The following is a 21,168-nucleotide window of genomic DNA, read 5'->3' on the forward strand; positions in this document are numbered from 1 at the left end:
GGCTCCAGCCACACAGTGGACCCCTTTCCCCACCGTTCTTGCCCCTGTCAATCCACCACCGCAAGATGCCACCATGATCATTCCGCCTCATGGGGGCGACCAGACGGATGGACCGGCTGCGAAACCGATACAGGACCCTTCATGACCGCCGCCAGCCCGCCGCTTTCCCCTTCCCGGAACCGCGCCACGATGGTCGCCGTCGCGGCGATGCTGGTCACCGTCACCAGCTGGGGCTCCGCCTTTCCCGCCATCCGGCTGGCACTGGACAGCATGGACCCGCTGCCGCTGGCCGCGGCACGGTTCGCCATGGCCGGGTTGATGGCCCTGGCCTATCTGGCCTGGACGCGGCCCGCCCTGCCGCGCGGTCTGGATCTTGTGCGGGCCGGCCTGTGCGGTGGCATCGGCATTTCGCTGTACAATCTGCTGCTCAATACCGGACAGCAGACGGTGGCAGCCGGTGCTGCCAGCTTCATCGTGAACATTGCACCCGTGCTGACCGTGATCATGGCCACCCTGTTCCTGAAGGAACGGTTCCGCGCCTGGGCATGGGCCGGCATGGTGCTCAGCATGGCCGGCGTCGGGCTGATCGCATCCGGCCAGCCGGGGGGAATGCGGCTGGGCGCCGGGACCAGCCTGCTGGTGGCGGCCGCCATGGCGACGGCCTGCTACTTCGTATTGCAGCGTCCTCTGGTGGGTCGCTATGGACCGCTGACCTGTTCGGCGCTGACCTTGCTGACGGGCGGCTTGTGGCTGCTGCCCTGGCTGCCGCAGGGAATTGCCCAAGCGGCGGCGGCGCCGGCACCGGTACAATGGGCGCTGGTCTTCCTGGCAGTTTTCCCCGCCGTCATCGGCTATGCCGCCTGGATGCTGGTGCTGGGCCATTTCGGGGCGGCCCGCGCATCCAACTTCCTCTATCTGGTGCCCGTCGTCGCTTCCACCGTCGCCATCCCGTTGACCGGAGAGGTGCCGGTCTGGACAACGCTGGCCGGGGGGGCGCTGGCCCTGGCCGGCGTGGCGCTGGTCAATATCAGGGGGCGGTGATCACACCTGTCCCGCCACCAGCACCCGGCCGGGATCGTAGGAGACGCGGTCGCCATCGGGAGAACTTTCCAGCGCCAGCAGCGGAGCGTTCACGCGGCCCAGGACCCTTGATCCCTGCGGTGACAGGCGGATCACTTCCGCTTCCTCCGCCACGATGGCGGCCTCACAGCCGGCGGCACGGGCCAGGCGGGCATGGGCGGCCAGATGCATATCGGTGCCATGCACAGGCAGCGCGATGCGCGGACGGACCAACTCGTAAAGCGCCCGCAGCTCGTTGGCGCCGGGGTGGCCGGAAACATGCAACGGTTCCCCGCCCAGCAGGTCGGTGCCCATCAGCACTTCCACCCCACGGGCCCGCAGCTTGGAGACGACCTTTTCCACCGCCTCCTCGTTGCCGGGAATGATCCGCGCGGACAGGACCACGGTGTCACCGGCCCCGAACGGCGGGAAGCGCCGCTCGCCTCGGGCCAGCTTGGCCAGGGCCGCCTTTTCCTCCCCCTGCCCGCCGGTGCAGACCAGGGCGACCTGTGTCCGGTCCAGCCCCTTCAGGTGGGCCGGTTCGGCCAGCGGCACGGGCACATGGTCCAGCATGCCCAGCGCGCGGGCCGTCTCGTCGCAATTGCGCATGGAACGGCCGGCCAACGCCACATGACGGCCCGCGGCCACAGCCGCTTCAACCGCCGACGACACGCGCGCCACATTCGTGGCGAAGCAGCAGATGGCGACCTGACCCTTGCGGCTGGCGAACAGCCGGTCGAAAGCGCGTCGTACCTGTGCTTCGGACGTGGCGGGCAGGTCCTTGTGGGCATTGGTGCTGTCGCACAGCATGGCCAGCACGCCGTCATCCCCCAGCCGGCGCAGCGCGTCGAGATCAGTGGGTTGGCCGATGCGCGGGTCCGTATCGAATTTCCAGTCGCCGGTATGCAGCACGGTGCCCGCCCCGGTATCGATGGCCAGTGCCACCGGTTCCGGGATGGAATGCGTCATGCGGATGGATCGGATGTGGAATGGCCCCACATCGAACGCCCCGCCCACCGGATAGGCATGCAATGCCACCTTCTCCAGCACGCCCGCCTCGTCCAGGCGGCGGGTGATCAGGCCCAGCGCGAAGGGCGTCGCCCAGATGGGGCAATCGATCCCCTGCGGCCAGAGCCGGTCGATGGCGCCGATATGGTCTTCATGGCCATGGGTGACAACCAGACCCAGCAGGCGGTCGCGGATGGGTGCCAGGAAGGCCGGGTCGGGAATGATGCAATCCACCCCCACAACCCCCTGATCGGGGAAGGCGATGCCGGCATCGACCAGCAGCCAGGCGCCGTCATGGCCGTAAAGCGTCCAGTTCATGCCGATGCGGCCCAAGCCGCCCAGGGGCACGACCAGCACCTCGCCCTGCCCCGGCACGGGCCAGCGGCGATCAAATTCAGTATAGCGGTGAAAGGGGATGACCGTGGCATCCGCCAAGTCTGTCGCCGCGGGGGCCCCGATGCGGGGGGAAGCGGCGGCGCTTTCGTCCAAAGCGCCAGAAATTTCTTCTCTCATGTGCAGGTATGATTCTGCATTGCAACATGAAAGTCAAAGGGTGCCAACGCGGGGCAGGCATCGCCTTATGGCGGGTGTTGCGCTCGCAACCACCAAAAAGAACCCCCGCCCTGGATGAAGGGCGGGGGAGCAGGTGGCATGCGCATCTGCGCGATGCCGGGAGGTTGAGGGGGAAAGAGGACAGTCCGGCTTTAACGGGCCAGCCAGCCGCCATCCACGGGAAGGGTGACGCCGTGGATATAGTCGGCTGCCGCGGAAGCCAGGAACACGGCCGCCCCACCCAGATCCGACGGTGTCCCCCAGCGGCCGGCGGGGATACGGGCCAGGATGTCGCGGTTGCGGTTCTCATCGGCGCGCAGCGCCTCGGTATTGTTGGTGGCGAAATAGCCGGGGGCGATGGCGTTCACATTGATCCCCCTGGCCGCCCATTCATTTGCCAGAAGCTTGGTGACACCGGCGATCCCGCTTTTCGACGCGGTGTAGGAGACGACGCGGATGCCGCCCTGGAAGGACAGCATGGAAGCGATATTGATGATCTTGCCGCCAGACCCTTGCGCGATGAAATGCCTCGCCACGGCCTGGGACAGGAAGAAGGGCGTCTTCAGGTTGACGTCCAGCACATCGTCCCAATCCTGTTCGGAAAAATCCAGCGCATCGGCGCGGCGGATCGTGCCGGCATTATTGACCAGAATGTCGATGCGCCCGAAGGCGGCGGCCACCTTGTTCACGATATCGGCGATCGGCGCGCCCGTTCCCAGATCGGCGGGCACGAACGCGAAGCGACCACCGACCCCCTCCACGGCAGCCTGGGTATCGCCGGGCGTCGACCGGCCGACGGCCACGATGGCGGCGCCCGCCCCGGCCAGTGCCAGTGCGATTCCCTGGCCGATGCCGGTATTGGCACCGGTGACAACAGCCACCTTGCCGGAAAGGTCGAAGGGATGGGTCATGACTGGAGTTCTCCCGCTGGCAGCCGTACTCTTCAACGCAACTGGCAGATATCGATGACGTTCATGTCGGTATAATCGAGATTCTCGCCGCCCATGGCCCAGATGAAGGAGTAGTTGGCGGTGCCGCTGCCCATATGGATGGACCAGGGCGGCGACATTACGGCTTCCCCGTCGCCAACCACGATGTGGCGGGCAGCCTCCGGCTCGCCCATGAAGTGGAACACGCGGTTGTCACCGGGAAGGTCGCAATAAAGGTAGACCTCCGACCGGCGATCATGCAGGTGCGGCGGCATGGTGTTCCAGACGGAACCCGGCTTCAGCATGGTCAAACCCAGCAGCAATTGCGCCGACTGACAGGTTGCCGGCACGATATACTGATAGATCGTGCGCTCGTTGCTGGTCTCCAGCGCGCCGCGATCCAGCGCGACCGCATCCTTGATACCGATCTTCCTGGTGGGAAAGCTGGCATGGGCCGGTGTGGATACCAGATAGAACCGGGCTGGATTGCCGGCATCGGCTGAGTCGAAGGACAGATCGGCCGCCCCCATGCCAACATAAAGCCCGTCCTTGTTGCCCAGTTCATGCACGGTGCCGTCGACCGTGACGCTGCCCGCCCCACCGATATTCACGATGCCCAGTTCGCGCCGGGACAGGAACGGGTGGCCGGCTGCCGATGCCGGTTCCGTCTGGCGCGGCAGGTCCAGCGTGCCGGACACGGGCGTGGCGCCGCCGACGATGAAACGCTCATTGTGGCTGTAATTCAGCACCACCTTGTCGGCCACGAACAGGCCCGTCATCAGGTAGCGGTCGCGCAGATCATCGTTGCTGGCGCCCTGCATCATCACGGGATGGGTGGCGTGATAGGTCTTGGCAAACATGGGGCTTCCTCCCGCTATATTCGTCATTAACTGTGAGGGACCCGCCAGGCGGCAGGCCTTCCCCCCTCAGCGATGGGTCAAAGCTTGTAGGCGCGCTTGGGCAGATTATAGGCGAGGTCGACGGCGACTTCTGCCGCATCGTCCTCGTGCAGGCGGTGTTCGGCCACCATCCGGGCCAGGAAGGCGCTGTCGACACGGCGCGCGACGTCATGGCGGGCCGGAATGGACAGGAACGCGCGCGTGTCGTCGTTGAACCCGACGGTATTGTAGAATCCGGCGGTCTCCGTCACCTGCTCACGAAAGCGCATCATGCCTTCCGGACTGTCATGGAACCACCAGGAGGGGCCGAGCTTCAGCACCGGATAATGGCCGGCCAGCGGCGCCAGTTCACGCGCATAGGTCGTTTCATCCAGGGTGAACAGGATGATCGACAGGCGCGGATCATTGCCATACCGGTCCAGCAGCGGCTTCAGCGCCCGGATGTAATCGGTGCGCGACGGCACATCGCCGCCCTTGTCGCGGCCGAACCTGTCGAAGACCTGGCCGTTGTGATTGCGGAAGGCACCGGGATGGATTTGCATGACCAGTCCGTCCTCGATGCTCATCCCCGCCATCTCGGTCAGCAACTGGCCCCGGAAAACCTCTGCCTCGGTAGGGGTGAAATCCCCTTTCAGCACCTTGCGGAACAGCTTTTCCGCGTCAGCTTGAGAGAGATCGGCCGTGTTGGCCGTAATGTGGCCATGGTCGGTGCTGGTGGCGCCGACGGCCATGAAATCGCGCCGGCGCTTGCGATGGGCGTTCAGATAGCCCTTCCAGTCATGCACATCCTCCCCCGTCACCTCGGCGAAGAGGTGGAGCGCGGACTGGAAATCCTCATGCTCGGGATCGACGACGGGGTCGGGACGGTAAGCGGTGACAACCCGGCCGGGCCAGCCGCTGGCACGTATGGCGTGATGATGGTCCAGCGTGTCCGTCGGCGATTCCGTGGTGGCCAGCAGTTCGATGTTGAACCGGTCGAACAGGGCGCGGGGCCGGAAAGCGTCGGTCTTAAGCGCGGCATCGATCGTATCGTAGTAAAGATCGGCCGTGTCGGCAGAAAGGGCCACTTCCATACCGAAGACATGCACGAACACATGGTTCAGCCACAGCCAGGACGGCGTGGCGCGGAACAGGTGGAAGTTGCCGGCGAACAGACGCCATGCGGCCCGCGGATCGGCCTTGGACGGGCCGGACCGGTCCCCCACCCCGATATCCCCCATGGCGATGCCCTGGCTGTAGAGCATGCGGTAGAGATAGTGGTCAGGCGCCAGAAGAAGCTGCGTGGGGTTGCCGAAATGGGCGTTGCCCGAGAACCAGGCCGGGTCCGTATGGCCGTGCGGGCTGATGATCGGCAGATCCCGGATCAGGCCATAAAGCCGCCGCGCGATGGCGCGCGTGCCGGGATCGGCGGGAAACAGGCGATCATCATGAAGGGCCAGGGGTTTGGGCATGTTCCGGACTACCTTGGACACGAACCGTTGGCGAGGGTGAGCACCACCCCGGCACTATCTGCGGCACTCCATTGTGGTAACCGGTGTCATATCGAATTTCAACAGGATTGTTTGGTAGCCTGCCGAAAGCACAGGCCAGGCAACGGATCATAGGATACCGATACCAATGACACACGGTTACCGCTGTGGAGCAGCATGCCCGGCGCTGCGGCCATGAAAGCCCGTGCCAGTCGCACCAGCAAACTATCAACGAACATCATGTGTTATTTTTCCAACAACACATGGCAGGAACGTGAATTATCCGGTTGTGCGTGCCGGGCCGTCGTTTCACCCTTTGCGCAAAGCAGCAATCGGGGCAGGATCGGACAGAAGCCACCCGGAATGGCCGTCCGGCATGTCAGGACAATGGATCGGATATTGACGCAGCAGGCAACGGGCGCCCCACCCGCATCGATGGTGCGGTTGTCGGGCATCGCCAAGATTTTTCAAAGCAAGGACGGTACGCCGGTCGCCGCGCTGGATGGGATCGACCTAGATATCCCCCATGGCGGCATCACGGCCATCGTCGGCCCCAGCGGGGCGGGCAAAAGCAGCCTGTTGCGCGCCGTCAACATGCTGGAACGGCCGGATGCCGGCCGCGTCGTGGTGGACGGGACGGACCTGACCATGCTGGACGAGCCGGCATTACGCCGTGTGCGGCAATCCATCGGCATGATTTTCCAGCATTTCAACCTGCTGGCCAACCGGACGGTGGCGGGCAATGTTGCCCTGTCGCTGGAACTGGCCGGCTGGAACCGGGACCGTATCGGCCCGCGCGTGGCCGAACTGCTGGCTCTGGTCGGGCTGACGGAAAAGGCGGGCCAGTACCCGGCGGCCCTGTCGGGCGGGCAGAAGCAGCGCGTCGGCATTGCCCGCGCGCTGGCGCCCAGCCCACGCCTGCTGCTGTGCGATGAGGCGACATCGGCCCTGGACCCGGAGACGACGCGGCAGATCCTGGCGCTGATCCGGCGCATCAACCGCGAACTGGGCCTGACCGTCCTGCTGATCACGCATGAGATGGGCGTGGTCCGCGAAGTGGCCGATCAGGTCGTGGTGCTGGAAGCCGGCCGCATCATCGAACAGGGGCCGGTGGCCACCGTTTTCGCCCACCCGCGCCATCCCACCACGCGCCGCTTCCTGTTGGGGGAGACGGGAACGGCTTTGCCGCCGGCACTGGCCACACGCCTGTCATCCGCGCCGGTGCAGGACGGGGCCGTGCTGATACGCCTGCATGCCGTGGGCGGGCTTGCCGCCTCCCCCCTCCTGTCCGATCTGGGGCGGATGGGGATCGGGGTGCGGCTGGTGGCCGGGCGCGTGCAGTCCCTGGGCGACCAGCCCTTCGCCGGCCTGGTCGCGGCACTGACGGGACCAGCCGGCGGCATCAATGACGCCATCCATCAATTGCGCGCCCAAGGGGCGGAGATCGAGGTTCTGGGCCATGTCGCCACAGATGCTGTCACTGCTGTCTGACGCCACCGTGCAGACATTGGTCATGGTGGCCGTGGCCGGCAGTCTGGCCACGCTTGCCGGGGTTCCGCTGGGCCTGTTCCTGGCCCTGTCCGGTCCCGGCGACCTGATGCCCCGCCCTGCCCTGCAACGCCTCTTGGGGCTGGTCGTGAATGCCGCGCGTTCCACCCCCTTCATCATTCTGGTGGTGGCCATCGTGCCGCTGACCCGGGCGCTGACCGGAACATCCATCGGGACGGCAGCGGCCACCGTGCCCCTGACCCTGGCCGCCATTCCCTTCATCGCGCGCGTCGTGGAAGCCGCCGTGCGCGATGTCGATCATGGATTGCTGGATGCCGCCCGCGCCATGGGCGCGCGGCCGGGCCAGATGGTCACCAAGATCCTGCTGCCCGAGGCACGGGCCGGCATCGTGCGCGGCCTGACCCTGGCCGCCGTCAACCTGGTCGGCTATTCGGCCATGGTCGGGGCCGTGGGGGGTGGCGGCCTGGGCGATCTTGGCATCCGTTATGGCTATCAGCGCTTCATGCCGGAAATGATGCTGGCCGTCGTGCTGATCCTGATCATCCTTGTACAAGCCCTGCAATCGGGCGGCGAGGCGCTGGCCCGCCGCCTGGACAAGCGCAACCCCGGCAATTGAGGACCTTTCCCATGCGCATTCCCGCCCTGCTGGCCCTGGCCGCCGCGTTGATCCTGTCCCCCGGTGCCGGGGCGGAAACCATCCGCGTCGGCGTTTCCGCCGGTCCGCATGCCCAGATCATGGAAAAGGTGAAGGAACAGGCCAGGGCTGACGGCCTGGACATCCGCATCCTGGAATTCAGCGACTATGTCGTGCCGAATGCCGCCCTGGACAGTGGCGACCTGGAGGCCAACAGCTTCCAGCACCAGCCCTATCTGGACAACCAGATCGCCGACCGGCGTTACAAGCTGGTGGCCGTCGGCCAGACCGTGACCTTTCCGCTCGGCCTGTTCTCCAGCAAGGTCAAATCATTGGACATGCTGCCCCGCCGGGCCCGGATCGCCATTCCCAACGACCCGACCAATGGCGGCCGCGCCCTGCTGCTGCTGGCCCGCGAAGGGCTGATCGGTCTTGATCCCAAGGTTGGATTAAAGGCAACCGTGCTGGACATCACCGACAATCCGCGGCGGCTGGACATCATCGAACTGGACGCCGCACAATTGCCGCGCAGCCTGGGTGATGTGGATGCCGCCGCCATCAATGGCAATTACGCGCTGGAAGCCGGGCTGGACCCGATCCGCGATGCCATCGCACGCGAACCCGCCAACGGCCCCTATGCCAACATCATCGCCGTGCGGGAAGCCGACAAGGACAAGCCCTGGGTGAAGAAACTGGTCGCCGCCTACCATTCCGAGCCCGTGAAGGCCTATATTGAGGAAACCTTCAAGGGGGCGCTGGTGCCGGCCTGGTAAGGTGACGTCCAGGGGAAAGGCCCTTGCCTTTCCCCTGGACCGGGATCACACGCCCCAGGCGCCGCAGAAGCCTTTGGGCAGACCGGCATCGGGGGTGAAGCCGTACATTTCCGTATCCGGCAAGGCCTGCTTCACCACATCGCGCACCGCCAGCAGCTTTTCCAGGTCGATCCCGGTGTCATAGCCCATGGCGGCCAGCATGAAGGCCAGATCTTCCGTCACGATATTGCCCGACGCGCCCGGCGCGAACGGGCAGCCACCGATACCGCCCAGGGAGGCGTCCAGCGTCGTGATCCCTTCATCCAGGGCGGCCAGCGCATTGGCCAGGCCCAGGCCGCGCGTATTGTGCAGATGCACGCCGGAACAGGCATGATCGCCCACCACGCCACGCACCGCGCGGATCATGCGCTTCAATTGCGCCGGGTTGGCGTAGCCAGTGGTGTCGGACAGGCCGACCTCGTCACAGCCGGCCTTCATCAGCGCCTCGGCGATTTCCAGCACCTTGGCCTCCGGCACCACCCCTTCCAGGGTGCAGCCGAAAGCAGTCGACAGGCCGCCTTCGAATTTCGGGCGGTTTTCCGGCGGCTGCGCCTTGATCAGTGCCGCGATGGCCGCCGTCTCCTCCAGCATCTGCGCGTGCGTGCGCCGCACATTGCGCAGGCTGTGGGTTTCCGACACCGACAGCGGGATGGTGATCTTATGGGCACCGGCCGCCACGGCGGCTTCCGCGCCGCGCAGGTTGGGCACCAGCACCGCCACGGTCAGGCCGGGGATGGTCCGGGCATAGGCCACGATCTCCGCCGTGTCGGCAAGCTGCGGCAGGATCTTGGCCGGCACGAAGGAGCCAACCTCGATCTCCCGCACCCCTGCCGCCGCTTCCGCCGCGATCCAGGCCTTCTTGGCTGCCGTCGGCATGATCGGGCTGATGCTCTGCAGCCCGTCGCGGGGACCGACCTCGGAAATCTCGATGAATGTGCCCGCCATGATCAACCCTCCGCCTGCACGATGATGCCCCGCGCCGTCAGATCGGCGATCCGGTCGCTGCCATAGCCCAGTTCGGCCAGGACTTCGGTTGAATGTTCACCCGGCTTGGCCAGATCACGCACCAGGGCCGGGCGCTGGCCATCCAGTTCCACCGGCAGGGCCGGCAGGCGGATCGGGCGGTCATCGCCCGGCAGGTGCATATCCAGCAGGCCGCCGGATGCCGCCAGATGCGGGTCTTCGAACAGATCTTCCGGCCGGTTGATGGGGGCGAACGGCAGTCCGATCTCCTCCAACCGGGCCAGCAGCTCTTCCTTGGTAAAGGTCTTGAACAGTTCCTGCACGCGCGGGATGATGCGGTCGCGCGCCTGTACACGGCCATTATTCTTGGCCAGTGTCTCGTCAGCGGCGAAATCATCCAGGCCGAACGCCTTGCAGAAGCCGACCCACTGACCATCGGTGACGACACCGGCAAAGACCGTCTGCTCGTCCTTGGTCTGGAACTGGTCATAGATGGCCCAGGCGGAGATGCGCACCGGCATGGGGCGGGCCGCCGTGCCCGTCACCACATATTGCGCCATATGCTGACCGACCAGGAACACGCAATTCTCGAACAAAGCCGACTTGACTGTCTGGCCACGGCCCAGCGTGCCGCGCTGGATCAGGGCTGCCAGCACGCCGATCACACCGAACAGCCCGCCGATCACGTCGATCACCGAGGCGCCGGCACGCAAGGGGCGGCCCGGCGGGCCGGTCATATAGGCAAGCCCGCCCATCATCTGCGCCACCTCGTCCAAGGCTGCGCGATGTTCGTAGGGGCCGGACAGGAAACCCTTGGCCGAGCAATAAACCAGGCCGGGATTACGCGCCTTCAGCGCTTCCTCGCCAAAGCCCAGGGCCTCCATGGCGCCGGGGCGGAAATTCTCGATCAGGACATCTGCCTTGTCGATCAGTTCCAGGGCGATGGCTTTGCCTTCCGGTGATTTCAGGTCAATCGACAGGCTGCGCTTGTTGCGGCCATACATGGGGAAATAGCCGGCACCCGATCCCAGCAGGCGGCGGGTATTGTCGCCGCCGATCGGTTCCACCTTGATGACATCGGCGCCCAGGTCACCCAGCACCATGCCGACCGTGGGGCCCATCACCATATGGGTGAATTCAATGACTTTCAGCCCGGCCAGCGGCAGGGGGGCGGCATTATCATTCTGCGACATGGCGCAACCTCGGCAATCGGATGGTTCAGAAAAAAAGCCACGGATGGCGCGCGCGATAGGCGCCTTCGAATGACTGGATGGTGGGCAGGCGCTTCAGGGTGACGCCGATGGCGTCCAGCCCTTCCAGCAGCATTTCCTTGTCGGCCGGCGGGATGGTGAAGGGCAGTTCCGTCCCGTCCGGCGTGCGCACGGTCTGCGCCGCCAGATCAATGGTCAGGATCTGCGGGTCTGCTTGTTCCACCAATGCGACGATCGACGGTTCCGGCAGGACCAGCGGCAGGATGCCGTTGCGTACACAATTACCCTGGAAAATGGCGCCGAAACTGGGGGCGATGACGCAGCGCACGCCATAATCCTGCAGGGCCCAGACCGCATGTTCACGCGAGGAGCCGCAGCCGAAATTGGGCCCGCCCATCAGGATGGGGGCCTTGCGGTAGGGCTGGCGGTTCAGCACGAAATCCGGATTTTCCACACGGGCGGCCACATCGCTGTAGCGCCAGTCGGCGAACATGCCCTCCCCCAGCCCTTCCTTCGACACGCGCTTCATCTCCCGCGAGGGAATAATGGCGTCGGTGTCGATATTGGCGCGGAACAGGGGGGCGGCAACGCCGGTCAGTCGGGTGAATTTTTCCATGGCTCAAGCCTCCCCCAGGCGACGCGGATCGGCGATATGGCCGGCAATGGCGGATGCCGCCACCGTCACGGGGCTGGCCAGATGCGACCGGGTCCCCGGCCCCTGCCGGTTTTCGAAATTGCGGTTGGTGGATGTCACCACCCGTTCGCCCTTGCCGAAATGCTCCCCACCAGCAAAGAAGCACATGGAACAGCCGCTTTCCCGCCATTCAAAGCCGGCTTCCTGGAACAGAAGGTGCAGGCCCTCGGCCTCCGCCGCCGCCTTCACCTGCATGGAGCCGGGAACGCAAATGGCGCGCACGCCCTTGGCCACCTTGCGCCCCTTCAGGATCGCGGCGGCGGCGCGCAGGTCGGACAGGCGGCTGTTGGTGCAGCTTCCGATAAAGGCGCCGTCGATGGGCAGGCCGATCAGACTGTCACCGGGGGCAAGGCCCATATATTCCAGCGCCCGGCGCTGGGCCTGGGCGGCCACGGGATCGGCGATGCCTGCCGGGTCCGGCACCTGGCCCGTCACCGGCACGGCATGTTGCGGGCTGGTGCCCCAGGTGACGGTGGGCGCGATATCAGCGCAATCGACCCGGATTTCCTTGTCGAAAACGGCATCCGCGTCACTGGTCAGGCTCTGCCAGTCGGCCGCCGCCTGTTCCCACAAATCGCCCGCAGGTGCGAAGGGCCGGCCCTTCACCCAGTCGATGGTCTTGGCATCCGGCGCCACCAGCCCGGTCCAGGCGGCGAATTCCACCGCCATGTTGCACAGGGTCATGCGCGCTTCCACCGACAGGGCTTCCACCGCCGGACCGGCAAATTCAATGGCATAGCCGGAACCACCACCGGCCCCATGGGAAGCGATCAGGTGCAGGATCATGTCCTTCGCGCCGACGCCCGCCGGCAAGGCCCCCTCAAACCATACCCGCATGGTGCGGGGCCGTTTGACCACCAGTGTCTGTGTCGCCAGCGCGTGCGCCGCCTCGGTAGAGCCAATTCCCCAGGCCAGCGCGCCCAGCCCGCCCTGGGTGCAGGTATGGCTATCCGGGCAGACCAGCGTGGCACCCGGCAGGGCGATGCCCTGTTCCGGTGACACGACATGCACAATGCCCTGGCGATTATCGCCAATATCGAAGATGCGGATGCCGGCTTCCGTCGCCGCCTCCCGCGTTTCCCGGATGAAGGCGATGCCACCGGGCATTGTCGTCTCGTCCCCCCTACCAGGGAACGTATCGACAATATGGTCCATGCAGACGAATGCCCGGTCGGGATGGCGCACGGGCCGCCCCTGCTCCTTCAGGCCCTTCAGGGCCATCGACCCCGTGCGCTCGTGCAGCAGCACACGATCGATATAAAGCAGGTCCGTCCCGTCGCCCAGATCGGCGACACAGTGGCGGTCCCACAATTTCTCGATCAGCGATTGCCCCATACCCGTTCCCCTTGAACTGCCAACCGGCGGATCGATCCCGCCGTGGGATGATCCCCTTGCGACTTTATAATGACCTTAAAGCATATAATGATCTATTGTTAGGTCATTAATACAACAACCATGATTTGTCACGTTCTTCAAGTCTCTTCCGCGAAGGCCGACAGCGGCAGCGGGCGGCCCGTCTGGGCAATCAGGGCCTGACGACGGAAGAAGCGGGTATAGCCATCAAGGCCCATGCGCGACGGCCCCAGGCCGCTCTCCCGAAAGCTCTGCTTGGGAGCCTCATGGAAAAGCGCGGTCAGGGCGGCATCGTTCAGGCTGACGGCACCGGCCACCAGACGGCGGGCCAACGCCGCCGCCCGGTCCAGGTCGCCCGCGAAAACCGCAGCCGACAGGCCATATTGGCCATCATTGGCCAGGGTGATGGCCTCCTCTTCACTGTCGAACGGCATGACGGGCAGCAGCGGGCCGAAGGTTTCCTCCCGCATCACGGCCATGTCGTGCGTGACATCGACAAGGATGGTGGGCCGCAACCACAGCCCGCCATGATCTTCCACTACCCCGCCGCTCAGCACGCGCGCGCCCTGATCGACGGCATCACGGATCTGATGCTCCAGTATCTCCGCCTGACGGGCAAAAATGATGGGCCCCAGTTCCCCCTTGGCACTGCCGGGTACGTTCAGGCGCACCGCTTCCGCCTGTTCCACCAGCCAACTCAGGAAATCGGCATAGAGCGGCCGGGCGACATAGATGCGTTCGATCGACTGGCAGGCCTGACCCGTGGCCAGCACCGATCCCCGCAGGGCCGCCGTGACGGCGGCGTCCAGGTCCGCGTCCGCCAGCACGATCAGCGGGTCCTTGCCCCCCAGTTCCAGGAAGCTGGGGATCAGGCGGCCGGCCGCCTGCATCGCCACCTTGCGGCCCGTGCTGACGGACCCGGTGAAGCAGACGCAATCCACGGCATCGACCAGCGCCTGCCCCGTGCCCCCGCCGCCCAGCACCAGGGCCAGCACATCGCCCAGCCCGGCAGCGGCCACGGCATCGGCCAGCGGGCGGGCAAAGCGCGGCGTCACTTCCGACGGCTTGATCAGCACCGCACTGCCGGCCAGCAACGCCGGAATGGCGTCGATCAGCGACAGGGTCAGGGGAAAATTCCAGGGACTGATCACCCCGACCAGATCATAGGGCACCCAGTTGGGCGCATGCCGGATGGCAGGATTGGCGCGGCCCTGCACCCAGCCTTCGGGCAACAGGCCGGGCGTGGCGGCGATCCAGCCCCCGATGGCGCCCCGCACACCGTCCAGTTCCATGCGCGCAATGCGCTGCCGGCCGGTATCGGTCGCCAGCGCCGCGACAATGGCCTGTCCATGATCACCCAGGGCCGTGGCGAAGCGGGCCAGGGCCGCGGCGCGCCCTTCCAGCCCCAGCGCGCGCCATTGCAGCTGGCCCGCGCGCAGGTGCGCGGCAACGGCCATCACGGTTGCCGTATCGGCGCCATCGATATGATCATCGACCTTCCCCGTGCGGGGATTGCGGACCGGAATTTCCATGGCGCCCCTCCTGCTCTATTGATATAAAGTTATATCATTGGAAATTACGCCACGATAGACATATCGCGCAATGCCCGGCCATGCAGTCGGGGCCATGCCGACCAAGGAGATGCCGATGACATCCACCCCTGCCGCCTACATGGCCCTTGCCCTGCAGGTGACCTGTCAGGCCGTGAACAATTGCCCCGACAAGGCGACGGCCCGGACACGGATGCTGGCCAGCATCGCGCGCATCCGGGCACAGGTGATCGCGTCGAAGCGGTTCATCGGTCCCGATGTGCGGCTGGTGGTGCTGCCGGAATATTTCCTGACGGGCTTTCCCATGGGGGAAAGCCCGGCCGAATGGGCGGACAAGGCGGCGCTGGACCTGGACGGGCCGGAATATGCGGCATTGGGGGAGTTGGCGCGGGCGGCAGACAGCTTCATCGCCGGCAACGCCTATGAGCGCGATCCGCATTTTCCCGGTCTCTATTTCCAGGCCAGTTTCGTGGTGGCGCCCGATGGCCGCGTCATCCTGCGCTATCGCCGTCTGATCTCCATGTTCGCGCCCAGCCCCTACGATGTCTGGGACCGGTATATCGATGTCTATGGCATCGACGCCGTCTTCCCTGTGGCGGATACGGAGATCGGGCGGCTGTCGGCCATCGCGTCGGAAGAGATCCTGTATCCGGAGATCGCCCGGGCGCATGCCCTGCGCGGCGCTGAGATTTTCGTGCATTCATCCTCCGAGGTGGCAAGCCCCCTGCCCACGCCGAAGAACGTGGCCAAGCAGGCCCGCGCCATCGAGAACCTTGCCTATGTGGTGTCGGCCAACTCGGCAGGCATTGCGGATATCGCCATCCCCGCCGCCTCCACCGATGCCGGTTCCAAGATCATCGATTTCCGCGGGCAGGTGCTGGCCGAAACCGGATATGGTGAAAGCATGACCGCCAACGCCACCATCGACCTGGGCGCCCTGCGTGCCTGGCGGCGGCGTCCCGGCATGGGGAACATGCCGGCCCGCCTGCCCCTTCCCCTGTTCGCGCAAGCCTATGCCGGCGCCCAGGCGCAATTGCGCAACGGCATGATCGGGCCGGACGGACAGGTGATCCCACCGGCCGGCCCCGCCTTCTACCGCGAGCGGCAAGCGCGGGTCATCGATGCACTGGACAAGGCGGGGATCATCTGAGATTGGCGGGTGGGCAGCGTGATCAGCCCACCCAGTCCCCCTCCACGGCCAGCACGCGCACAGTGGCCAGCCCCTGGCGCGCCTGCTTCAGCACGGCATAGTCGGGGCTGTCCCAGAACCGGCGCAGGGACGCCATGTCGGGCCAGCGGCTGACCAGGGTGACGGCACCATCATGGGCATCGCCCTCCAGCGCCACGGCTGGCCCCTTGCCGCGCAGAACATATTCGCCGCCATGACGGGCCACCAGTTCGGCGGCGGCCTTGGCATAGACGGCCACGAACCCTTCCCGGTCATGGATATGGGCGGTGATGATCATATAGGCAGGCATCATTTTGTCTCCGCATCGGCGGCGCGCAGGCTTTCCGCGCTGGGATAACGGCCAAGGGTCAGCAGCAGGGCGGCGCCGAACACGAACCCCACGCCGCCATAGATCAGGCCGATGTCGTAACTGCCGGTCTGCACAAAGATACGGCCGAAGGCCCAGGGGCCGAACCCGGCCCCCAGCGCGAAGAAGCCGTACATCATGCCGTAAATGGCACCATAGGCCTTCATGCCGTAATAGCGGCTGACCAGGAAGGCCATGATGTCATATTCCACACCGGCCGCGAATCCGATCAGGATCACGGAGAAGGCCGCCGCCATGGTGCTGACCTCTCCATGCGTCAGCAGCCAGCAGGCCAGGGCCGGCATGGCCAACAGCACAAAGGCCACGCCCGGCGCCCAGAACCGGTCGATCAGCCAGCCGCCCAGGATGCGCCCGGCAATGACGGCCGGCCCCATCAGGCTGGCGATCTGCACGGCCTGCTGCACATCCATGCCCTTGGTGCCCAGGATCTTCTCCAGGTTGGGGATGGGGCCGCCGACCGCGAAGGAAATGGGCACAAAGGCCAGGCCCAGCACCCAGAAACGGTAGCCGCCAATGGCCTGGCGCAGGCTAAGGCCCCCTTCCGCGCGCTTGACGGGCGCCCCCTTGGCCTTGACATCCGTGGTGTCGTGGAAGAACAGCAGGCCGACGGGCAATGCGATCAGCAGCGGCAGCAGCGCCAACCCGACATAGGCCACGCGCCAGCCGAACTCCCCGATCAGGAAATTGGCATAGAGCTTGGCGGCGGCACCGAACAGGCCCGTGCCCAGCAGGGCCAGCCCCAGCGCCAGACCACGGTTGGCGTTGAACCAGTTGTTGACGGCGCGGGTCCAGGTGATGGGCAGCGTGCCGGCACCCAGCGCCGCCATCAATATCCAGTTCGCATAGAACATCACGAGCGAACCGTTGGACAGCGCGAAACCCGCCAGCGTCAGCCCGAACAGGGCAACCGACGACAGGGCGACCAGCCGCACCCCGAACCGGTCGGCCAGCAGGCCAGCCACCGGACCGGCCACCAGGGCGCCCAGGGTCATGAACATCATGGAAACCATGATCTGGTCCACGCCCCAGCCGAATTCCTGGGACAGCGGCCCCACGAAGACGCCCAGCGTATAGATCGGGATGGGCGACAGGCCCGTGCCGATACCCAATGCCGAGGCCAGGACGACCCGCCAGCCTTCCCTGAATTCCGACCGATCGACCGACATCTGCGCCCCGGCTTAATTGGTATATTGATCGATCATTATTGCGGACAGAGAAGGCAAGCGGCAATGGGAAAGGGGTGAGGCGCTCCCCCTTTGTCCACTGTATGGTCAACGGCCCGGCGGGCGCTCATCCTACGCCTTCAACCGCCACCCGCGGCGCAGCAGCAGCCAGGTGACTGTTCCCAACACCAGGTTGGCCAGCAACAGAACGGCCGCCCCCGTCAGAAGGCTGAAATCGGCAGTGCCTATGAAGCCGGCGCGAATGCCGCCGATCATCATATGGAAAGGGTTCCAGTATGCGATCGTGATCCAGGGTTCCGGCAGCGTATCCAGCGCATAGAAGGTGCCCGACAGCAGCGACAAGGGCTGGATGACGAAACTGGTCACCGCCGACATATGTTCGAACTTTTCCGCCCAGATGCCGGTCAGAAGCCCCAACAGGCCCAGAAGACCCATGGCCAGCGTACCGAACAACAGCAACAGCAACGGTTCTCGCGGCAGCAGTGCTTCCGACCCCATCCACAGCACCATGACAAGCCATGTCGCCAGCCCGACCAGCCAGCCGCGTGTCATGGCCGCCCCGACATGCCCCGCGATGATGTCAGCGGGTGACAGGGGCGCCATCAGCATGTCCACGATGCCGCCATTGGTCTTGCCGGACATGATGGAGGACGAGCTGTTGGCGAAACTGTTCTGGATCATGCCCGCCGCAATCAGGCCCGGGGCCAGGAAGAACAGGTAATCCACCCCCAGTACTGCCGCCCTGCCCTGCGGGTTGACGATGGCGAACACGGCAAGCAGAACGATATTCATGAAGGCCGGCGCCCAGATGGTCTGGGCCTGAACCTTCATGAAGCGCTGCACTTCCTTGCGGTACAGGGACGTGACGGCCAGCCGGCGGCTTCGCCGCCCGGCAAGCTGGCCGAAAGCCAGGTCACTTACGCGCGTCGGTGTCATCCGTTGCCCTCTCCGTCCATTCTACCGGCATGGCCATCCGTCAGCCTTCCACAACCTCCACCAGCACCCCGTCGGGGGTACGCAAGGTGCCGGCACGACGGCCGGCATAATGCGCACCGGACCGCACGGACGGCGGCGTGATCCAGGGGCCGGGCACGCCATCCAGATCCGCGCGCAGCAGACTGACCATGGCGATACCCGCCGGCAGTTCACCCGCCACCTGCGGGCGCGGCACGGCCCCGGCCGGAAGCGTGTCGAACTCCAGGCAGACCAGGCCACGGGCCTTGGCCGTGCGCAGCCTGATCTTGTTGGACAACGGCAGGCCAAAGGCCTCGTTGATCAGGCGATAGCCGATTTCCATGGTCATGCGCGGTTCCACGGCCAGTTGCCGCTCAAACCAGGCGTATGTTTCGTCGGATTCCGAACAGCCCATCACCATGATGAAGATATGATCGATGGGGGCAGCCGGGCGCGGCAGACCGTTGCCCGGCACCTTGGACTTGATCTCCGTCAGGAAGCTGATCTCCCCGTCGGGTGCCCGGACCTGCATCGGATGGATGGTGGGTAGGCTTTCCATGGGCTTGGGCGGCCCGATCACATCGAAGGGAGAGGCATCCATGACAGCGCCCGTCGCGAACACGTCCTCCACCCCGATTTCCATGGCCGACCAGCCAAGAGAGCGCATGGGCACCGTTTCGGCCGGCGAGGTCCCCCGCACCAGCCGCAGGAATATCTCCACCCCCGATGCGGGCCCCAGCAGCACCTGTTCCCGTCCCGCCATGGCGGGTGCGCCCCAGCTTTCGGCCAGGGCGCGGTCGATGATCCCGGCCTCGATCCGGCGGTAGCCGAACCATTCCTGGTAAAGGGCTGCCGCACGCTCCGGATCGGCGACGGTCACAGTGGCGCTTCTGATGATACCCATGGCCGTGTTTCCCCCTGATGGCTGGTCTGGCAAGAAAGTGACAAATGAAAAAGCAGGGTCTTCCGGCCACCCGTGAGGGAAGCCGGAAGACCCCGAAGGCTGGCACATTCAGCCGGGTGACGGATCGGGGGCCACCTGGCACAGGCGAACCCCGCGATTGCCACCGGCAAACAGGCTGCCGAGCGCGGCGGGCATGGTTTCCAGCCCCTGGCTCGGGTCTTCGATCGGCAGCAGCACGCCCTGGTCGTACCAGGCACGCAACTGCCGTTCCGCCACGGGAAATTCCGCAGCGTGGTCCTGCACGAAGAAACCCTCCATGCGGGACCGGTAGCGCAGAAGCCTTGTGTAGTTGGGCGGGCCGTAACGCTCGCCCGGCGCGTAATCCGTGGCGATCAGTCCGCAGATGATCACCCGCGCCCGCAGTGCCAGATGGTCCAGCACCGTGTTCAGGATGGTGCCGCCGACATTGTCGAAATAGACATTGATGCCGTCGGGGGCCAGTTCCCGCAGCCGCCCGGCCAGGTCCGCGCTGCGGTAATTGATGCTGGCATCAGCCTTCAGCGTGTCGCGCAACCAGGCACATTTATCGTCGCTGCCGGCGATGCCGATGACCCGGCCGCCCAAGGCGCGGGCGATCTGCACCGCAGCGGAACCGACACCACCCGCCGCCGCCGACACCAGAACGGTATCACCGGGCTGCACCTGCCCCACCTTGGTCAGGCCGAAATAGGCGGTCATGCCGGCCGCCCCCAGCGTGCCCAGATGCAGGCGCAGGGGCCAGACCGGATTATCGACCTTGTAGATGTCGAAGATCGTGCCTGTGGTGCCGTCGGGGCGCAGCAGGGCATAGTCCTGCCAGCCCAGGGAGCCGATGACGATCTCCCCTTCCCGGTAGGCCGGATGGCGGGAATGCCGCACGATGCCCAGCCCGCGCCCGCGCATCGGATCACCGATGCCAAGCTTGCTATGCATGCCGACGCCGCCCGTGATGTAGCTGCGCTGCGCCGGCGACGTGCCCAGAAGGATGACCTGAACCAGGATCTCCCCCTCCTCCGGAACCGGCATCGGGCTGGAAACCAGGTCGAAATTATGGTCGCCGACCGGTTCGCCATCCAGCGGCCGCCGGGCCACGCGCCATTGCCGGTTGAAGGTGGGCAGGTCCATCAGATGTCCCCTTCCCCACGTTCCAGCACCGCCAGTTCGTAATAGGTCTGCATGTAGCCGGTGACATGACCCTTCAGGAAGATATGGTCCCCGTCGGCCGTGACCCAGACATGGTAGGGCGGGTGTCGGTCGGTGCCCATGTACTCGTCATCCGTGTTGGCGCCGACCAGGAAATGCAGCGCCTGGAAGGTGCCGGCCTTCACGGTCAGTTCCTCTTCCCCGATGAAGGTCAGATTCAATTCCCGTGCCGTCACCAGCTTCGGCCCATCGGCACCGCGATGATGGGTGGAGCACATCAGGAAATAGGGGATGACCTGCCGGCCCGGCCCCTGGGAAAGGTCGAAGCAGCGGGTGGTCAGCGCATCGGCCTGGATCGGGTGCGTGCCGAAGAAGCAGGGCCGCTCCGCCAGCCTTATTTCCTGTGAGAAATGACCTTCCCGGACATTATAGCCGTGAGCACGGGCCATGCCGTCGCGGAAATCGAACCAGGTCGATCCGACGAAGGCGTCATCAACCGAAATCTGGACAAACCCGCCCATGGGGGTCCAGTCCGGGGCCAGGTTCGTGATGCTGTCACGCAGCACGCGCGGCGAATTCTCGTCGATGATGCAGGTGGCGCGCAGCGTGCGCCGCCCATCTCCATGCTTGGTGATCAGGAAAGTTTCGCCGCCGCGCCGCTTGCCTTCCATGCCAGGGCGCCGCGACAGATAGTCGATGCGTCCGCGAATGGTCGTGTGATCCAATCTTTCCTCCCGTTACCGAAT

20 protein-coding genes are annotated in these 21,168 nt (G+C 65.5%); 5 read left to right on the top strand and 15 right to left on the bottom strand.

All coding sequences use genetic code 11. The features are described from left to right. The first annotated feature begins 141 nt into the window (after nucleotides 1–141). Nucleotides 142–1,041 (top strand): DMT family transporter, encoded by a 900-nt coding sequence (locus ABC728_RS07525; protein ID WP_416617829.1) that lies wholly within the window; start codon nucleotides 142–144, stop codon nucleotides 1,039–1,041. On the opposite strand, the gene ABC728_RS07530 is transcribed toward ABC728_RS07525, so the two are convergent. The 4 genes from ABC728_RS07530 to uxaC form a co-directional block, all read right to left on the bottom strand. After that, nucleotides 1,042–2,502 carry a ribonuclease J gene (locus tag ABC728_RS07530; RefSeq protein WP_416617830.1) on the bottom strand — a complete coding sequence of 487 codons (1,461 nt, stop codon included), beginning with the start codon at nucleotides 2,500–2,502 and terminating at the stop codon, nucleotides 1,042–1,044. Nucleotides 2,503–2,771: 269 nt separating this feature from the next. Continuing rightward, a complete protein-coding gene (gene kduD, locus ABC728_RS07535) occupies nucleotides 2,772–3,530 on the bottom strand; it encodes a 2-dehydro-3-deoxy-D-gluconate 5-dehydrogenase KduD (protein ID WP_416617831.1) in 759 nt (252 codons plus the stop codon). Nucleotides 3,531–3,562: 32 nt separating this feature from the next. After that, complete coding sequence (gene kduI, locus ABC728_RS07540) at nucleotides 3,563–4,408, bottom strand: 5-dehydro-4-deoxy-D-glucuronate isomerase (protein ID WP_416617832.1); 846 nt, start codon at nucleotides 4,406–4,408, stop codon at nucleotides 3,563–3,565. 77 nt (nucleotides 4,409–4,485) lie between these two features. Next, nucleotides 4,486–5,898, bottom strand: a complete 1,413-nt coding sequence (gene uxaC / locus ABC728_RS07545; RefSeq protein ID WP_416617833.1) for a glucuronate isomerase — start codon at nucleotides 5,896–5,898, stop codon at nucleotides 4,486–4,488. 405 nt (nucleotides 5,899–6,303) lie between these two features. On the opposite strand from uxaC, the gene ABC728_RS07550 reads away from it, so the two are divergent. The 3 genes from ABC728_RS07550 to ABC728_RS07560 are packed head-to-tail and all read left to right on the top strand — an operon-like array spanning nucleotide 6,304 to nucleotide 8,832. Further along, nucleotides 6,304–7,407 (top strand): methionine ABC transporter ATP-binding protein, encoded by a 1,104-nt coding sequence (locus ABC728_RS07550; RefSeq protein WP_445376335.1) that lies wholly within the window; start codon nucleotides 6,304–6,306, stop codon nucleotides 7,405–7,407. Beyond that, nucleotides 7,376–8,041: a methionine ABC transporter permease gene (locus ABC728_RS07555; protein ID WP_416617835.1), complete on the top strand. Its 666-nt coding sequence runs from the start codon at nucleotides 7,376–7,378 to the stop codon at nucleotides 8,039–8,041. Before ABC728_RS07550 ends, ABC728_RS07555 begins: the two co-directional genes overlap by 32 nt. Before the next feature lie 11 nt (nucleotides 8,042–8,052). After that, on the top strand, nucleotides 8,053–8,832 hold the full coding sequence (locus ABC728_RS07560; RefSeq protein WP_416617836.1) for a MetQ/NlpA family ABC transporter substrate-binding protein: 780 nt from the start codon (nucleotides 8,053–8,055) through the stop codon (nucleotides 8,830–8,832). A 45-nt stretch (nucleotides 8,833–8,877) separates the two neighbouring features. Here the strand turns inward: ABC728_RS07560 and ABC728_RS07565 are convergent, their stop codons facing one another. The 5 genes from ABC728_RS07565 to ABC728_RS07585 all read right to left on the bottom strand — a co-directional run bounded on the left by ABC728_RS07565 (nucleotide 8,878) and on the right by ABC728_RS07585 (nucleotide 14,624). Beyond that, nucleotides 8,878–9,816, bottom strand: coding sequence for a hydroxymethylglutaryl-CoA lyase (locus ABC728_RS07565; RefSeq protein WP_416617837.1), 939 nt, complete (start codon nucleotides 9,814–9,816; stop codon nucleotides 8,878–8,880). A 2-nt stretch (nucleotides 9,817–9,818) separates the two neighbouring features. Beyond that, complete coding sequence (locus ABC728_RS07570) at nucleotides 9,819–11,027, bottom strand: CaiB/BaiF CoA transferase family protein (RefSeq protein WP_416617838.1); 1,209 nt, start codon at nucleotides 11,025–11,027, stop codon at nucleotides 9,819–9,821. 25 nt (nucleotides 11,028–11,052) lie between these two features. Beyond that, a complete protein-coding gene (gene leuD, locus ABC728_RS07575) occupies nucleotides 11,053–11,661 on the bottom strand; it encodes a 3-isopropylmalate dehydratase small subunit (protein ID WP_029013476.1) in 609 nt (202 codons plus the stop codon). Between the two features lie 3 nt (nucleotides 11,662–11,664). Next, nucleotides 11,665–13,074, bottom strand: a complete 1,410-nt coding sequence (leuC, locus tag ABC728_RS07580) for a 3-isopropylmalate dehydratase large subunit (protein ID WP_416617839.1) — start codon at nucleotides 13,072–13,074, stop codon at nucleotides 11,665–11,667. Between the two features lie 137 nt (nucleotides 13,075–13,211). Next, the gene (locus ABC728_RS07585) at nucleotides 13,212–14,624 is read right to left on the bottom strand and encodes an aldehyde dehydrogenase family protein (protein ID WP_445376336.1); all 1,413 of its coding nucleotides are present in this window, start codon (nucleotides 14,622–14,624) and stop codon (nucleotides 13,212–13,214) included. A gap of 115 nt (nucleotides 14,625–14,739) precedes the next feature. Here ABC728_RS07585 and ABC728_RS07590 point away from each other — a divergent pair, with 115 nt between their 5' ends. Further along, the gene (locus tag ABC728_RS07590) at nucleotides 14,740–15,792 is read left to right on the top strand and encodes a nitrilase-related carbon-nitrogen hydrolase (protein WP_416617841.1); all 1,053 of its coding nucleotides are present in this window, start codon (nucleotides 14,740–14,742) and stop codon (nucleotides 15,790–15,792) included. 22 nt (nucleotides 15,793–15,814) lie between these two features. Here the strand turns inward: ABC728_RS07590 and ABC728_RS07595 are convergent, their stop codons facing one another. The 6 genes from ABC728_RS07595 to ABC728_RS07620 form a co-directional block, all read right to left on the bottom strand. Next, on the bottom strand, nucleotides 15,815–16,123 hold the full coding sequence (locus tag ABC728_RS07595; RefSeq protein ID WP_416617842.1) for a DUF1330 domain-containing protein: 309 nt from the start codon (nucleotides 16,121–16,123) through the stop codon (nucleotides 15,815–15,817). Beyond that, nucleotides 16,120–17,364: an MFS transporter gene (locus ABC728_RS07600; RefSeq protein WP_416617843.1), complete on the bottom strand. Its 1,245-nt coding sequence runs from the start codon at nucleotides 17,362–17,364 to the stop codon at nucleotides 16,120–16,122. Before ABC728_RS07600 ends, ABC728_RS07595 begins: the two co-directional genes overlap by 4 nt. 129 nt (nucleotides 17,365–17,493) lie before the next feature. Further along, nucleotides 17,494–18,318, bottom strand: coding sequence for an ABC transporter permease (locus tag ABC728_RS07605; RefSeq protein WP_416617844.1), 825 nt, complete (start codon nucleotides 18,316–18,318; stop codon nucleotides 17,494–17,496). 40 nt (nucleotides 18,319–18,358) lie between these two features. After that, nucleotides 18,359–19,240: a hypothetical protein gene (locus ABC728_RS07610; RefSeq protein WP_416617845.1), complete on the bottom strand. Its 882-nt coding sequence runs from the start codon at nucleotides 19,238–19,240 to the stop codon at nucleotides 18,359–18,361. A gap of 108 nt (nucleotides 19,241–19,348) precedes the next feature. Then, nucleotides 19,349–20,404 carry a zinc-binding dehydrogenase gene (locus tag ABC728_RS07615; RefSeq protein WP_416617846.1) on the bottom strand — a complete coding sequence of 352 codons (1,056 nt, stop codon included), beginning with the start codon at nucleotides 20,402–20,404 and terminating at the stop codon, nucleotides 19,349–19,351. Then, entirely contained in the window at nucleotides 20,404–21,147 is a 744-nt protein-coding gene (locus ABC728_RS07620) for a hypothetical protein (RefSeq protein WP_416617847.1), read from the bottom strand. The genes ABC728_RS07615 and ABC728_RS07620 overlap by 1 nt, the downstream gene beginning before the upstream one ends. Nucleotides 21,148–21,168: the final 21 nt, after the last annotated feature.

The sequence above is a fragment of the Niveispirillum fermenti genome (assembly GCF_052474395.1).